Raw genomic sequence first — 14,995 nt, 5'->3', positions numbered from 1 at the left:
CTAGCCGTTTGGTGGACACCATTTGTGCGCACTTGTCGCTGAAGATTGGCGACAAGCAGGATCTGCTCGAAATGGACCGCGTGCGTGATCGCATCGAGCACCTGATGGCACTGATCGAGTCTGAAATCGACCTTCTGCAGGTCGAGAAGCGCATCCGCTCCCGGGTCAAGGAGCAGATGGAAAAGACCCAGCGCGAGTACTACCTGAACGAGCAGATGAAGGCCATCCAGAAAGAGATGGGTGAGCTGGATAACGTGCCTAACGAGGCCGATAAGTACGAGCGTGCCATCAAAGAGTCGGGCATGCCCAAGGAAGCCTCCGATAAGGCAACCCAGGAGCTGAACAAGCTCAAGATGATGTCGTCGAACTCGGCCGAAGCCACCGTGGTGCGCTCCTACCTGGATTGGCTGATTGCCGTTCCCTGGAAAAAGCGTACTCGCGTCAAGCATGACCTGGTGAAAGCCCAGGAAGTGCTGGATCAGGATCACCACGGTCTTGAAGAGGTCAAGGCGCGCATCCTCGAATACCTGGCGGTGCAAAAGCGGGTGCGCAAGATGCGTGGCCCGGTGCTGTGTCTGGTTGGCCCACCCGGGGTGGGCAAGACCTCGCTGGGTCAGTCCATCGCCAAGGCGACCAATCGCAAGTACGTGCGTCTGGCGCTGGGCGGCGTGAGAGACGAGTCTGAAATTCGCGGCCATCGCCGGACGTACATTGGCTCCTTGCCCGGAAAACTGATTCAGCGCATGAGCCGGGCAGGGGTCAAAAACCCGCTGTTCCTGCTGGACGAAGTCGACAAGCTGGGCATGGATCATCGCGGTGACCCGGCCTCCGCGCTGCTGGAAGTGCTGGACCCGGAGCAGAACAACAGCTTCAGCGATCACTATCTGGAGCTGGACTACGATCTTTCCGAGACGCTGTTCATCTGTACGGCCAACTCGATGAACATTCCTGGGCCGCTGCTGGATCGCATGGAAATCATTCGCCTGCCGGGCTACACGGAAGACGAAAAGCTGGCCATTGCCAAACGCTACCTGCTGCCCAAACAGTTGGAGGCCAATGGCCTGAAAGATGAAGAGCTGGCGTTGGAAGACGATGCCTTACTAGAGCTGGTGCGTTACTACACCCGCGAGGCGGGAGTGCGCGAGCTGGAGCGCCAAATCGCCAAGGTGTGCCGTAAAGTGCTGCGTGAAAGGTTGGAAGCAGAGCGTACCTCGGGCGCCAAAGCGGGCAGCCAGCTGCAGGCGAAGCAGGTGCTTCTGGCTGACGATATCGAAACTTACGCTGGCGTGCGCCGCTACAGCTACGGCCTGGCAGAGCAAGAGGATCAGGTAGGGCGCGTCACTGGACTTGCCTGGACCTCGGTCGGTGGTGAGCTGCTCAATATCGAGTCCGTGGTGACCCCTGGTAAAGGGCGTCTGCACAAGACCGGCTCGCTGGGCGATGTCATGAAAGAGTCGGTCAGCGCAGCACAGACCGTGGTCAAATCACGGGCCGTTGCCTATGGCATCGACCCGCAGCGCTTTGAAAATGAAGACCTGCATATCCATGTGCCAGAAGGTGCGACGCCCAAGGATGGACCTAGCGCAGGTATTGCCATGGTGACGGCCATCGTGTCGGCCTATTCCTTGCGTCCGGTTCGTTGCGACGTAGCCATGACCGGCGAGGTCAATCTGCGGGGTGAAGTGTTACCCATCGGTGGTCTGAAGGAGAAATTGCTGGCAGCCCGCCGCGGTGGTATAAAGACCGTCCTGATCCCTGAGGAAAATCGTCGAGATCTCAAGGAGGTGCCGGACAATATCAAGGGAGCGCTTGATATTCGTCCCGTACGATGGATAGATGACGTGCTGGCCGTCGCGTTAGCCGAAGCGGTGGAAGACAAGGCTGCGTTGAAAGCAGCAGATAAGTCGTTTAGTACCAATGCTGTTGCAAGCACCCATTAAGCGTTAAAGCAGCTGCTGCTTTAATTAACTTAATAAGTTTGCCCAATGCCTTGAGCGATGGGCATTTCACGGTGCGGTTGCTTGACAGGTGTTTCAAGGCATTGCTATAAAACGCAGCTATGCTTTGAGGTTGTTGCACTCGGTGACCGTGCCGTTCAGAGCCATTTTTTTGAAACAGTCAAGGGGTGAAGTGTGAATAAGTCCGAGCTGATTGAAGCTATTGCCGCATCTGCTGATATTCCGAAAGCAGCGGCAACCCGCGCATTGGATGCCATGGTGGAGTCTGTCACCGATAGCCTCAAAAAAGGCGAAAGCGTTTCTTTAGTAGGTTTTGGTACTTTCGCTATCAAAGAGCGTGCCGCACGTACGGGTCGCAACCCTCAGACGGGTCAGCCGATCGAAATCAGCGCTGCCAAGGTGCCCAGCTTCAAAGCCGGTAAAGCGCTGAAAGACGCCGTCAACTAATTGGCTCGCGTTTGCTGTAAGCTAATGGGCGCATCGCATCCGCGATGCGCCCATGTTCTTTTCTGGCCCATTGGTTTGGGCGATAAATGGCTTTGATGATCTGAGGCTAGCATGCTGCAAAGTATTCGAGATGGCTCCAGAAGCTGGGGTGCCAAGATAATCATTGGTGTCATGGTCGCGGCCATGGCGCTTTTTGGTGTGGAGTCGCTGTTCAGTGTCTTTGGTAGCGACCCCAATGAAGTGGCGAGCGTCAACGGCGAGCCCATCCTGCGGCAGCAGGTAGAGCTCGAGGTGCAGCGTGCGCTGCGCTCTGGGCAAGTGCCTCCTGAGCAGGAGCGGGCACTACGCAACGATATGCTCGACCAGCTCATCACCCAGTCCTTGCTGCGTCAGTATGCTGAGGAGGGCGGCTTTTATGTCTCCGATGCTCAGCTTGACCAGATGATCGTGACGCTGCCTGAGTTCCACGATCAGGATGGACGCTTCTCTGCAGAGGTATTCCGTAACCGCCTGGCAGGCGCGGGTTACACCCCGCTATCGTTCCGTGAAGAGCTGCGGGTGGATATCAAGCGTCAGCAACTGCAGCAGGGTCTAGCCTTCAGTGACTTCAGTCTGGCCAATGAAGAGCAGCGCCTGGCAGACCTGCAGGGCCAGCAGCGTGATTTCCGTTACGTGATGCTGGATGCCGATGATGCTGCTTTTGAGGTAGAGGTTACCGAAGAGCAGATGCAGGACTACTATGACGCCAATCAGCAACGTTTCGAGCGTCCTGAGCAGGTGCGCGTCGAGTACGTGATCATCGACCGTCAGGCCATGGCCGAAGATGTCGACGTGGACGAGAGCGAACTCCGCGCTGCCTGGCGTGAGCAGAATCGCGATGCCGACCGTCGTGTCTCCCATATCATGGTGACCTTTGGCTCCGAGCGTGGCCGTGAAGAGGCCCAGCAGCTGGCCAATGAGGCGCTGGCTGACCTGAACAGTGGTGAGCGTTTTGCCGACACTGCCGTGCGCTTTTCGGACGATACCGCCAGTGCCGAGCAGGGCGGTGACCTTGGGGTGATCAGTCGCGGCTTCTTTGGTGATGCCTTCGATGACGCAGCGTTTGCCCTTGGGGTCGGTGAGACGTCCCAGGTCGTCGAAATGGACGGTGCTTTCCATATCCTGCAGGTTACCGAGCTGGATGCGCCTTCTTTCGAAGAGCAGCGTGACCGTTTGGCCCAGGAAGTGGCGCTGCGCAAGGTCAACGATGACTTCAATCGCCAGGTACAGCGTCTGATCGATGAAAGCTTTGCCGCAGAAGATCTGCAATCCGTTGCGGACGATCTCGGCTTGACGCTTAACGAAAGTGACTGGCTGGCCCGTGGGGAAGGAGAGGGTGCGCTTTCCGAGCCGGGCGTACTGGATGAAGCGTTCAGTGCTGACGTACTGGGTGAAGGTTACAACAGCGAAGTCATCGAGCTGGACAACGATCGTCGACTGGTGCTTCGCGTGGCCGAGCATCGTGACGCGACGCTCTTGCCGCTGGACGACGTGCGTGATCAGGTAGAGCAGGCTGTGGCAGCTCAGCAGCGTCAGCAGGCGTTGCAGGAAGAGGCCAATGAGATGATCGCGGCACTGCGCGATGGTCAAGCGTTGGAGCTCGACTGGATGAATGCATCCAACATCACTCGTCAGTCGGACAGCACCTTGCCGCAAACACTGGTCCGTGAAGTGTTCCGCATGCCACACCCTGAAGAGGGTGACAGCGTTTACCGCGCTGTGGCCTTGCCTCAGGGCGTTGCCGTCGTTGCTCTGGACAGTGTCAGCGAAGGGCAGGCCGACGAACAGATGAATGCTTTCGTCGCGCAAATGGCCGAACAGCTGCGGGCTCAGGCGATCATTCAAGGGTTGATCGATGACCTGCGAAGCGATGCCAGAATAGAGCGCTGAAACGAAAAAGCCGATCCATGTGATCGGCTTTTTTAGTGGCTAGCGAAGTGCTTAGTCAGTGCTTGGGAAGTGCTTGGTGCGATTCGCCGTCGAACCCGGGCGGGTTGGTGAGCGCGAACTGGCGCAGTACGGGCTCCGGGTGGCGCTCGCTCGAGTGCTCCACGACAATGTCCCAGCCGTGCGTCTCGTCCCAGTCGCCCAGCACGAAACGCTTGGCTGGCACGTCTTCCACGGTGAGATCGTGGACCCTGGGGCGATGGGTGTGACCATGGATCATGATGTTCACCCCATGGCGCTGCATCGTGGCCACGACTTCTGCGTGGGTCACATCCATGATGGCCTCGGCCTTGTTGGCGTTGGCATCCCCAGACTGCATGCGCAGGCTCTTGGCCAACTCTAGCCGCTGCTCCAGCGGCATGGCCAGGATCTGCGCCTGCCACTCAGGGTGGCGAGACTGGGCGCGAAACGCCATGTAGGCCTCATCTTTGGTGCACAGGCTGTCACCGTGCAGAATGACGGCGGCTACGCCTTGCAATTCCACTTGCTCACTGTCGGGCAGCAGGGTGGCCTGACAGGCGTTGATGAAGCGTTCGCCGATCAAAAAGTCCCGGTTGCCGTGGATGAAAAAAATGGACGTGCCCGCATCGCTCAGTGCCCGCAGGCGCTTGATCACCTCATGGGCCACCCCGCTGAGGGGGTGAGGCGTATCCAGCAAGTCGTCTCCGATCCAGGCGTCGAACAGGTCGCCCAGAATGTAAAGATCCTCGGCCCCTTTGGCGGTATGCTCCAGGTAACGATAAAACCCCTGATTGAGCTCAGGGGTGTCGTTACTCAAATGCATGTCAGCGATCAGCAGCGTACGCATAAGACTCCCGACGGTTATTCCGCATCCTTCAGGTAGGCGCGCTCGATGACCACGTCCTCGGCGGGTACGTCTGCGTGCATGCCACGGCGCGTGGTGCTCACGGCCTTGATGGCGTTGACCACGTCCATGCCGTCCACTACTTCACCAAATACCGCGTAACCCCAGCCTTGCAGGCTTTTGCCGCTGTGGTTAAGGAAGCTGTTGTTACCGACGTTGATGAAAAACTGGGCGGTGGCAGAGTGGGGGTCCTGGGTACGGGCCATGGCCAGCGTGCCGATGGTGTTCTGCAGACCGTTGTCGGCTTCGTTTTCGATGGGGTCGCGTGTCGGCTTCTGGTTGAACTCCTGGTCGAAGCCACCCCCTTGAATCATGAAACCATCGATGACCCGGTGGAACAGCGTGCCGTCGTAAAAGCCATCGCGCACGTATTGCTCGAAATTGGCTGCGGTGGCAGGCGCTTTTTTCGTGATTGAGCGCAATAGTGATGTCACCGTGGTTCGTCTGTAATACGATCATGGATAAATTCCTGTTCAATAAAGGCGTTCGCCTTGGCGCTGTGCATCGGCGTCACGTTATAATAGCGGTTTTGCTCGGCACCGCGAAGCGCTAACCCGTTTAGCATAGGCATCGGTTGCCCGGCACGCCATCCACGATGAGGTTATCAACACCACCATGACCAACGAGACCACCCCAGCGCCGAACTTCATTCGCAACCAAGTACGCGACGAGATAGCGGGCGGCCAGGTCACCAAAATTGTGACGCGCTTCCCTCCGGAGCCCAACGGCTTCCTGCATATCGGCCATGCCAAGTCGATCTGCCTGAATTTCGGGCTCGCCGAGCAGTTGGGTGGTGAGTGTCATCTGCGGTTCGACGACACCAACCCGGCGAAGGAAGAGCAGGCGTATATCGATGCCATCAAGGAAGACGTCAGTTGGCTGGGCTTCGAGTGGGCAGGCCCCGTGCGCTTTGCCTCCGATTATTTCGAGCAGCTCTATGCCTGGGCGCAGCACCTGATCCGCGAAGGGAAAGCCTATGTCGACGACCTCTCTCCCGATGAGATTCGCGAGTATCGCGGCACCTTGACCGAACCCGGCAAGCCCAGCCCTTACCGGGAGCGCAGCGTCGAAGAGAATCTCGATCTGCTGGAGCGTATGCGCCACGGCGAGTTTGCCGAAGGCGAGAAAGTGCTGCGCGCCAAAATCGACATGGCGTCGCCCAACATCAATCTTCGCGACCCCATTCTGTACCGTATTCGTCACGCCCATCATCACCAGACCGGTGACGCCTGGAAGATCTACCCTTCCTACGACTTCACCCACAGCCAGTCGGATGCCATCGAAGGGATCACCCACTCCATCTGTACCCTGGAGTTCGAAGACCATCGCCCGCTGTACGAATGGTTCCTGAACAATCTGCCGGTGCCCGCCAAACCCCGCCAGATCGAGTTTGCGCGGCTGAACCTCGACTACACGCTGACCTCCAAGCGCAAGCTCAAGCTGCTGGTGGATGAGCAGATCGTGGATGGCTGGGACGATCCGCGTATGCCGACTATCTCGGGCATGCGCCGCCGCGGCTATACCCCGGCTTCGATCCGCAAATTCTGTGAAATGATCGGCGTGACCCGTTCGGATGGCGGCCTGGTGGACATTGCCATGCTGACCCATGCCATTCGTTCGGATCTGGAAGACAACGCCCCCCGCGCCATGTGTGTGCTGAAGCCGTTGAAAGTGGTGTTGACCAACGTGCCGGAAGGCCACGAAGAGGTCTATGAGGTGCCGGGCCACCCCGCCCGTGACGACATGCCCATGCGCAAGGTGCCGTTTGGTCGCGAGCTGTATATCGACCAGGACGACTTCATGGAAGATGCGCCGAAGAAGTTCTTCCGCTTGGCCCCTGGCAAGGAAGTGCGTCTGCGCAATAGCTACGTGATCCGCTGCGATGAAGTGGTCAAGAACGACGCGGGCGAGATCCAGGAGCTGCACTGCTCGGTGGACTTCGACACCCTGGGCAAAAATCCGGAAGGCCGCAAGGTCAAGGGCGTCATCCACTGGGTCAGCGCCACCCACGGTGTGCCGATGGAAGTGCGCCTCTACGACAACCTGTTCATGGTCGAGCAGCCGGATCGCGACAAGGATGTGGATTTCCTCGAGCACCTGAATCCCGAGTCGCTGGTCACCTGCCAGGCCATTGGTGAGCCAAGCCTGGCCAACGCCGCGCCGGAAGATCGCTTCCAGTTCGAGCGGATGGGCTATTTCTGCGCCGACCGCCACGCCTCCAGTGCAGAGCACCTGGTGTTCAACCGCACCGTGGGTTTGAAAGATAGCTGGGCGAAAATCAAACAGAAGGGTTAAGGAAACGTCATATGCACATTTACAATACGCTGACACGCCGCAAAGAGCCTTTTAAGCCCCTTGTCGATGGCAAGGTAAGCATGTACGTCTGCGGCATGACGGTGTATGACTACTGTCACCTTGGCCATGCCAGGGTGATGGTGGCCTTTGACGTGATTACCCGCTACCTGCGTCACCGTGGATACGACGTCACCTACGTGCGCAACATCACGGATATCGACGACAAGATCCTCAAGCGTGCCGAGGAGAACGGTGAGGCCATCAGCGCGCTCACCGAGCGCATGATCGCGGCGATGCATGAAGACGAGGCGCGGTTGAATGTGCTGCCCCCCAGCCAGGAGCCCCGTGCCACGGGACATATTGGCGACATCATCCGCATGATCGAAACGCTGGTGGAAAAAGGCTTTGCCTACGCCGCGGAAAACGGCGACGTCTACTATCGGGTGCGCAAGTTTGCCGATTACGGCAAGCTCAACAATCGCCAGCTGGATGACATGCGCTCTGGCGCGCGCGTGGAAGTGGACGTGCACAAGGAAGACCCGCTGGACTTCGTGCTCTGGAAAGCGGCCAAACCGGGAGAGGCCCATTGGCACTCCCCCTGGGGAGACGGCCGCCCAGGCTGGCATATCGAGTGTTCGGCCATGTCCACCTGCTGCCTGGGGGACACCTTCGATATTCATGGCGGTGGGCCGGATCTGACCTTCCCCCATCACGAAAACGAGATTGCCCAGTCGGAAGCGGCCACGGGTAAGACCTACGTGAACACCTGGATGCATGCCGGTGCCGTGCGCGTCAATCAGGAAAAGATGTCGAAGTCGCTGGGCAACTTTTTCACCATTCGTGATGTGCTGGCGGAGCATGACCCGGAGGTCGTGCGCTATCTGCTGGTGGCCAGCCACTATCGCAGCCCGATCAACTACTCCGTGGATTCGCTGGTCGAGGCGCGCAAGTCGTTGACGCGCCTGTATACCGCCCTTGAAGGTGTCGAGGTGGCATCTGAGGGTGAGCAGGGGGCTTACGCCGAGCGTTTCACTGCTTCCATGGATGATGATTTCAATACCCCGGAAGCGCTGGCCGTACTGTTCGATCTGGCAAGAGATCTCAATCGTGCCAAGAGCGACCAGCCGGAAGCAGCGCCACGCCTGGCCGCAGAGCTGCAGCGCCTGGCGGGAGTGCTGGGGCTCTTGCAGCAGACGCCGCAGGCCTTCCTGAAAGGGGCGCAGCATTCGATGGCGTTGAGTGAAGACGAGATCGAAGCCAGAATTGCCGAGCGTCAGGCGGCCAAGGCCAACAAGAACTTCGCCCGCGCCGATGCCATTCGTGACGAGCTGGCAGCGCTTGGCATCGTGCTGAAAGACTCACGAGAAGGCACGACCTGGGTCATCGAAGCGCCTTGAGGATGCAGGAGATCAGACGCCGTTGAGGCGGCGTCTGACTTCAACGCAGTTGCCTCGTATACTGAAGCGACACCCTCAGGATGCTCACTCAAAGGATGACCCCATGCGCCTATTGCTGAACCCCCTACTGACCGCCTGTCTGTCCACGGTGGTCGTTATCTGCCGACCAGGTGGCCCGCGAATATCTCGATAGCCTGGATGACTGATGAATGTCGTTGATCGACGCACTGCCATCGCCAGCGGCCATTCGGCGCCGCTGGCAACCTAATGTCGTACTGCTGTGCCTGAGTGCCGTCATGCTGGTGGCCGCCTGGTCTTTCCATCTGGTGACCGTGGCGCCCAATCGGATCGTCACGGGAACGGGGTTTGGGATGGTGGCAGCCATTGGCTGGCCCGGTGGCGCACTGGTATCGCTTCTGTTCATCGCCATGGCCGCCCTGGCCTGGCTGCCCAGCACGCGCCATTATCGGGCGCTGCTGGGGGTGATTACCCTGACGCTGCTGCTGATGCCGTTTGGCCTGATGGTCGCCGGGCACTGGCTGATACCCCCGGATGCGCCTCAGGCCAGGCTGGGCATCGGGACTGCCTACTGGACGGTGCTGTTCGTGCTGTTGCTGTGTCTGGTGGAAGTACGCCTGCGGCTTGGGCTATCCCGCTGGTGGACAGCGCTGCTGCTGCTCGGCATCGGCACCTTGTGGTGGCTGTGCGCTGCCTTCGGATTGCAGTCGCTGGCCCTGGTGCAGGAGTTTCAGGCCCGGGAGCGGCAGTTCTATCGTGCGTTGAGCCAGCATATCGTGCTGGTCAGCAGTGCCGTGAGCGTCAGCGTCGTGCTGGGCATGCTGCTGGCTATGCTGATGCGCCGCTACCGGCGCCTGCAAACCGTCGCCTTTGGGCTGCTCAATTTTCTGCAGACGATTCCCAGCCTGGCGCTGTTCGGTTTGCTGTTGGCCCCTCTGGCGTGGCTGGCGGCCAACGTGCCTGCCTTGGCAGCCATGGGCGTCAGTGGAATTGGCAATGCCCCGGCACTGATCGCCTTGATTGCTTACAGTCTGCTGCCCATGGTGCGTAATACTTACGTTGCCCTGGAGGAGGTCAGTGCAGAAACCCTGGAAGCGGCCAAGGCCATGGGAATGCGAAGCCCGCAGCGGTTCTGGCAGGTGCGACTACCGCTGGCGCTGCCGGTGTTGCTGGAAGGGGTAAGAGTCACCGCCGTGCAAGCCATCGGGCTTACGGCGGTGGCGGCGTTGATTGGTGCCGGAGGACTTGGCACCTTCATTTTTCAAGGGTTGGGGCAGGCGGCCATGGACATGGTGCTGCTGGGTGCGCTGCCAATCCTGGTGCTGGCGCTGATCGTGGATGCAGCATTAGGGGCGCTGGCGGAAGCGCTACGCCCCGGAGGACAGCAATGATCGAGCTTTCCCATGTCTCCAAGCAGTTTGGTGACGAAACGGCGGTGGATGATATTTCACTGCGGGTGGCCAAGGGCAAGTTCTGTGCCCTGGTGGGTACCTCCGGATGCGGTAAGTCCACCACGCTACGCATGATCAATCGGCTGATCGAACATACCCGTGGCGACATCATTCTGGATGGCCAGGCGATAGAGCACTACGACCCGGTCAAACTTCGCCGCCGTATTGGCTACGTCATCCAGAGCACCGGCCTGTTCCCGCACTGGACCGTCGCGCGCAATATTGGCCTGGTGCCACGGCTGTTGAAGTGGGCTCCTGCCGAGGTCAGCCGCCGTGTCGAAGAGCTGATGGGTTTGCTGGGGCTGCCGGTGGGCGAGTTTGCGCACAAATACCCGCATCAGCTTTCCGGCGGGCAGGCGCAGCGTGTGGGGGTGGCCCGCGCGCTGGCCGCAGACCCGGATATTTTGCTGATGGACGAGCCGTTTGGAGCCCTGGATCCGATCACCCGAGACAAGCTGCAGGATGAGCTGGCCCGCCTGCAGGCTCGGCTGCACAAGACCGTGGTGCTGGTGACTCATGATATGGATGAAGCCCTGAAGCTAGCCGACCACCTGGTCGTCATGCGCGAGGGGCGTATCGTCCAGCAGGGCACGCCTTTGGCGCTGTTGCAGCATCCCGCCGACCCTTTCGTGGATTCGCTGCTGGGCGGGCTGGAGCGGGGGCTCAAGCAGGCGGGGCTGACGCGTGTCAAGGATCACATGGCGTCTCTGGGCCCCACGCTGCCAGCCCAGTCGCGTATTCCCGCTGACTTTTCGTTGCGGCAGGGGCTTTCCATGATGCTGCGTGACCACAGCGACCGCTTGACCGTGGTGGACCAAAACGATGTGCCCATTGGTGAGCTGTCGCTGCGTAGAATCGTCAAGGAAGCCCAGTTGGACAGGGGCACCCCAACGTGATGCCGGATCCATCTCGCTCTGCGTCTTCGACCTCAGCCACCTCGAGCGCTGTCCCCGCGAGTTCCACCGCTTCGCGCTATGCCGCGTGGGGCTGGCCACTGGCCTGGGCAGCCCTGCTTCTGGCGCTGGTGTTGGCCATGCCCGCTCTGGAACCGCTGTTTCGCTGGGTAGAACCCAATGCACGGCAGGTGATCTACGGGCGTGCCGATTTTGTCGATTTGCTGGCCCGGCATCTGCTGGTGGTGAGCGTGGCCGCGCTGGTCACGCTTCTGGTGGGCGTCTCGGCAGGCATTGCCGTCACCCGGGCCAGGGGGCGGGATTTCCTGCCGCTGGTTGCTCAGCTTTCGTCGCTGGGCCAGACGTTCCCGCCCGTGGCGGTGCTGGCGCTGGCCGTGCCGGTACTGGGGTTTGGCACGCTGCCGATCATCGTGGCGCTCATGCTGTATGGGCTGCTGCCCATCGTGCGCAATACCTTGACGGGCATCATCGAAGTAGACCCCAGCGTCAAACAGGCGGCCATCGCCATGGGTATGACGCCCTGGCAGCTGCTGTGTCATGTCGAGCTGCCGCTGGCCCTGCCGGTCATTCTGGCGGGCGTTCGCACCTCGGTCACCATCAACATTGCCACGGCGGCGCTGGGCGCGACCGTGGGGGCCAGTAATCTGGGTGACCCGATCATCGCGGGAATCGTCAATGACAACATGGCGTATATCGTCCAGGGGGCGCTAGCGATTGCCCTGCTGGCGCTCACTGTCGATAGTGCCTTCAATGCCCTCCAACAACGCCTTGCACGCCGATCTGCGTCTTAAGTTGAATCCCTAACGGCGGGAGACTGCGTTACTGTCCAGGTGTTGCGTTGACGTGTGTCAGATAAATCCACTGGCACAAACGGTCATCACCAACAACACTGCCCTCAAAAGGGGTAAAAACAAGGACAATAACGATGACTCAGTTCGTACATCAGCCGGCCTTCATGACCGGCGACGAATTCACCATAGACACTTTCAGCGTGCTCAGCCCCCAGGGCGAGCTTTATGAAGGTGCCGATGAACCCACCTTGAGCCGCGATCACGCCCGCAGGCTCTACCAGGCCATGCTGGCCACGCGTATTCTCGATGAGCGCATGATGGCCGCGCAACGCCAGGGCAGGCTCAGCTTCTACATGCAGTGTACCGGTGAAGAGGCCGCGGTGGTGGGTGCCACCGCAGCCCTGGACGATGCCGACATGGTCATGGCGCAGTACCGTGAACAGGGCTCACTCGTGTATCGCGGGTTCTCCATCGACGAGTTCATGAATCAGCTGTTTGGCAACGAGCTGGACTATGGCAAGGGGCGGCAGATGCCGATCCACTATGGTTCCCGCAAGCTGCATTACATGACCATCTCTTCGCCGCTGGCCACTCAGATTCCCCAGGCGACCGGCTATGCTTACGGCCAGAAGCTCGCGGGTGAAGGCCACTGTACCCTGACCTTCTTCGGTGAAGGGGCTGCCTCGGAAGGCGACTTCCACGCCGCCCTGAACATGGCCTCGGTGCATCAGGTGCCGGTCATTTTCTTCTGTCGCAACAATGGCTATGCCATCTCGACGCCCGCCACCGAACAGTTTGCCGCCGATGGCATTGCCCCGCGCGCGTTCGGCTATCACATGCACGTCATCCGCGTGGATGGCAACGACGCCCTGGCCGTCTTCGAAGCCACCCGCCAGGCGCGCAAGATAGCCGTGGAGCAGCATCAGCCGGTGCTGATCGAAGCCATGTCCTATCGCTTGGCGGCGCACTCCTCCTCGGACGACCCGTCGGGCTACCGTGCCAAGAGCGAAGAGGAGGCGTGGCGAGTCAAGGATCCGCTATTGCGCATGCAGCGCTGGCTGGTGAGTAAAGGGTGGTGGAGCGACGATGAGGAGTCCCGCCAGCAGGAGAGCCTGCGGCGGGAAGTGCTGGAAACCATGAAGCGCGCCGAAAAGCGTCCGCCGCCGCCGCTGGACTCCTTGATCACCGATGTCTATGCCGACGTGACGCCTGCCTTGCAGCGCCAGTTGGATCAGTTGAAACGGCACATTCGCCGCTATCCCGATGCCTACCCGCGCGGCGCTCAGTCGCTGGACCCCAGCGTATCGACGGCCCACGACGCACAGGGAGATGCCTAGTATGAGCACCATGAACATGCTGCAGGCCATCAATAACGCCCTGGACATCGCCATGGCGGAAGATGACAAGGTCCTCTGCTTTGGTGAAGACGTGGGGGTTTTTGGCGGGGTATTCCGAGCGACCAGCCATTTGCAGGAGAAGTATGGCAAGGCGCGCTGTTTCAACACGCCGCTGGTGGAGCAGGGCATCATCGGCTTTGCCAACGGTCTGGCTGCCCAGGGCTCGGTGCCCGTGGCGGAGATCCAGTTCGCCGACTACATCTTTCCCGCCTTCGACCAGATCGTCAACGAAACCGCCAAGTTCCGCTACCGCTCTGGCGATCTGTTCAACGTGGGTGGCCTGACCATCCGCACGCCGTATGGCGGCGGCATCTCGGGTGGCTTGTATCACTCTCAGTCGCCGGAAGCCTACTTTACCCACACGCCGGGCCTCAAGGTAGTGGTGCCGCGTAACCCCTATCAGGCCAAGGGGTTGCTGTTGGGGGCGATCCGTGACCCCGACCCGGTCCTGTTTCTGGAGCCCAAGCGCCTCTACCGGGCCGCCGTGGGCGAGGTGCCCGAAGACGACTATCAGCTGCCCATTGGTGAGGCCGAAGTCGTCAGGGAGGGCAGCGATATCACCCTGGTGGGTTGGGGGGCGCAAATGGAGGTGATCGGCAAGGCCGCCGAGCTGGCCGAAGAGCAGGGCATTGCCTGCGAGGTCATCGATCTGCGTTCACTGCTGCCCTGGGATGTGGATACCGTTGCCGAGTCGGTCTTCAAGACCGGTCGTATGATCGTCAGCCACGAAGCGCCGCTGACCGGCGGTTTTGCCGGTGAGATCGCCGCCACGATACAGGAGCGCTGTTTTCTCTATCTGGAGTCGCCGATTACTCGGGTGACCGGACTGGATACACCTTTCCCGCTGATCCTGGAGAAAGAGTACCTGCCGGACCATCTGAAAATTTTTGAAGCGATTCGCGAAAGCGTGAATTTTTGACGCAAGGGAGAACGGTCATGAGTGATTTTTTATTACCGGATATCGGTGAAGGTATCGTCGAGTGTGAAGTGGTGGAGTGGCGAGTGGCCGAAGGCGACACCATCGAAGAAGACCAGCCCATCGTCGAGGTCATGACCGACAAGGCGCTGGTGGAGATCACTGCGCCCGAAGCGGGCACGGTGACCAAACTGTATGTGCCCCAGGGGAAAATCGCCAAGGTGCATGCGCCGCTTTACGCGTATCAGGGTGCAGAAGAGGGTGCCAAAGAGAGTGCAGAAGAGGTTGCAGAAAAGAGCTCAGAGAACACCCGTTCCCCTGCCAGCGACGCTGCTGATACCAGTAAGCCGCCACCTTCTACGCCATCGCCCAACGTCGAACAATCGGCGCCACAGTGCCCGACGGAAGGGCCAGCCTGTCCGGTGAAAACCCCGGCTAGCCCGGCCGTCAGACGGCTGGTGCGCGAACATCGACTGGTGCTGGCGGACATTGCCGGTAGCGGCAAGGATGGCCGCGTATTGAAGGAAGACGTGCTGGCGCATGTGAAGTCCAGCCACACT

The 14,995-nt window shown here is 60.0% G+C and carries 12 protein-coding genes and 1 pseudogene; 11 read left to right on the top strand and 2 right to left on the bottom strand.

Annotation, left to right across the window (positions count from 1 at the left end):
- From lon to B7L71_RS02445, 3 genes are all read left to right on the top strand, one after another.
- On the top strand, positions 1-1,940 hold a 1,940-nt coding region (gene lon, locus B7L71_RS02455; protein ID WP_081135786.1), incomplete at its 5' end, for an endopeptidase La.
- A gap of 192 nt (positions 1,941-2,132) precedes the next feature.
- Positions 2,133-2,405: an HU family DNA-binding protein gene (locus B7L71_RS02450; protein ID WP_009724302.1), complete on the top strand. Its 273-nt coding sequence runs from the start codon at positions 2,133-2,135 to the stop codon at positions 2,403-2,405.
- Between the two features lie 111 nt (positions 2,406-2,516).
- Entirely contained in the window at positions 2,517-4,334 is a 1,818-nt protein-coding gene (locus B7L71_RS02445) for a SurA N-terminal domain-containing protein (protein WP_081135783.1), read from the top strand.
- Between the two features lie 55 nt (positions 4,335-4,389).
- Here the strand turns inward: B7L71_RS02445 and B7L71_RS02440 are convergent, their stop codons facing one another.
- Together B7L71_RS02440 and B7L71_RS02435 are read right to left on the bottom strand one after the other, a co-directional pair.
- Entirely contained in the window at positions 4,390-5,199 is an 810-nt protein-coding gene (locus tag B7L71_RS02440; protein WP_081135780.1) for a UDP-2,3-diacylglucosamine diphosphatase, read from the bottom strand.
- A gap of 14 nt (positions 5,200-5,213) precedes the next feature.
- Positions 5,214-5,715, bottom strand: a pseudogene (locus B7L71_RS02435) (peptidylprolyl isomerase).
- 156 nt (positions 5,716-5,871) lie between these two features.
- On the opposite strand from B7L71_RS02435, the gene B7L71_RS02430 reads away from it, so the two are divergent.
- The 8 genes from B7L71_RS02430 to B7L71_RS02395 all read left to right on the top strand — a co-directional run.
- Positions 5,872-7,551, top strand: coding sequence for a glutamine--tRNA ligase/YqeY domain fusion protein (locus tag B7L71_RS02430; RefSeq protein ID WP_081135778.1), 1,680 nt, complete (start codon positions 5,872-5,874; stop codon positions 7,549-7,551).
- 11 nt (positions 7,552-7,562) lie between these two features.
- The gene (gene cysS, locus B7L71_RS02425; RefSeq protein ID WP_081135775.1) at positions 7,563-8,948 is read left to right on the top strand and encodes a cysteine--tRNA ligase; all 1,386 of its coding nucleotides are present in this window, start codon (positions 7,563-7,565) and stop codon (positions 8,946-8,948) included.
- A gap of 209 nt (positions 8,949-9,157) precedes the next feature.
- Entirely contained in the window at positions 9,158-10,357 is a 1,200-nt protein-coding gene (locus B7L71_RS02420) for an ABC transporter permease (protein ID WP_016913926.1), read from the top strand.
- A complete protein-coding gene (locus B7L71_RS02415; protein ID WP_081135772.1) occupies positions 10,354-11,313 on the top strand; it encodes an ABC transporter ATP-binding protein in 960 nt (319 codons plus the stop codon). Before B7L71_RS02420 ends, B7L71_RS02415 begins: the two co-directional genes overlap by 4 nt.
- Positions 11,314-11,450: 137 nt before the next feature.
- Positions 11,451-12,122 (top strand): ABC transporter permease, encoded by a 672-nt coding sequence (locus tag B7L71_RS02410; protein ID WP_170919419.1) that lies wholly within the window; start codon positions 11,451-11,453, stop codon positions 12,120-12,122.
- Between the two features lie 134 nt (positions 12,123-12,256).
- Entirely contained in the window at positions 12,257-13,459 is a 1,203-nt protein-coding gene (locus B7L71_RS02405; protein WP_081135767.1) for a thiamine pyrophosphate-dependent dehydrogenase E1 component subunit alpha, read from the top strand.
- Position 13,460: 1 nt separating this feature from the next.
- On the top strand, positions 13,461-14,438 hold the full coding sequence (locus B7L71_RS02400; protein ID WP_081135764.1) for an alpha-ketoacid dehydrogenase subunit beta: 978 nt from the start codon (positions 13,461-13,463) through the stop codon (positions 14,436-14,438).
- Between the two features lie 17 nt (positions 14,439-14,455).
- Positions 14,456-14,995: biotin/lipoyl-containing protein (locus B7L71_RS02395; protein WP_170919418.1), on the top strand; the 540-nt coding region annotated here is incomplete at its 3' end.

Source organism: Halomonas sp. BC2 (genome assembly GCF_002078115.1).
In the GTDB taxonomy this organism is placed as follows: domain Bacteria; phylum Pseudomonadota; class Gammaproteobacteria; order Pseudomonadales; family Halomonadaceae; genus Vreelandella; species Vreelandella stevensii.
Note: the sequence above shows the minus strand (reverse complement) of the source record. Positions and strands in the feature narration are given on the sequence as shown.

Coding starts and splice junctions, on each gene's coding strand:
- B7L71_RS02445 (WP_081135783.1), top strand. CDS start 2,517: ATGCTGCAAAGTATTCGAGATGGCTCCAGAAGCTGGGGTGCCAAGATA.
- B7L71_RS02430 (WP_081135778.1), top strand. CDS start 5,872: ATGACCAACGAGACCACCCCAGCGCCGAACTTCATTCGCAACCAAGTA.
- B7L71_RS02405 (WP_081135767.1), top strand. CDS start 12,257: ATGACTCAGTTCGTACATCAGCCGGCCTTCATGACCGGCGACGAATTC.
- B7L71_RS02415 (WP_081135772.1), top strand. CDS start 10,354: ATGATCGAGCTTTCCCATGTCTCCAAGCAGTTTGGTGACGAAACGGCG.
- B7L71_RS02440 (WP_081135780.1), bottom strand. CDS start 5,199: ATGCGTACGCTGCTGATCGCTGACATGCATTTGAGTAACGACACCCCT.
- cysS (WP_081135775.1), top strand. CDS start 7,563: ATGCACATTTACAATACGCTGACACGCCGCAAAGAGCCTTTTAAGCCC.
- B7L71_RS02410 (WP_170919419.1), top strand. CDS start 11,451: ATGCCCGCTCTGGAACCGCTGTTTCGCTGGGTAGAACCCAATGCACGG.
- B7L71_RS02400 (WP_081135764.1), top strand. CDS start 13,461: ATGAGCACCATGAACATGCTGCAGGCCATCAATAACGCCCTGGACATC.
- B7L71_RS02420 (WP_016913926.1), top strand. CDS start 9,158: ATGTCGTTGATCGACGCACTGCCATCGCCAGCGGCCATTCGGCGCCGC.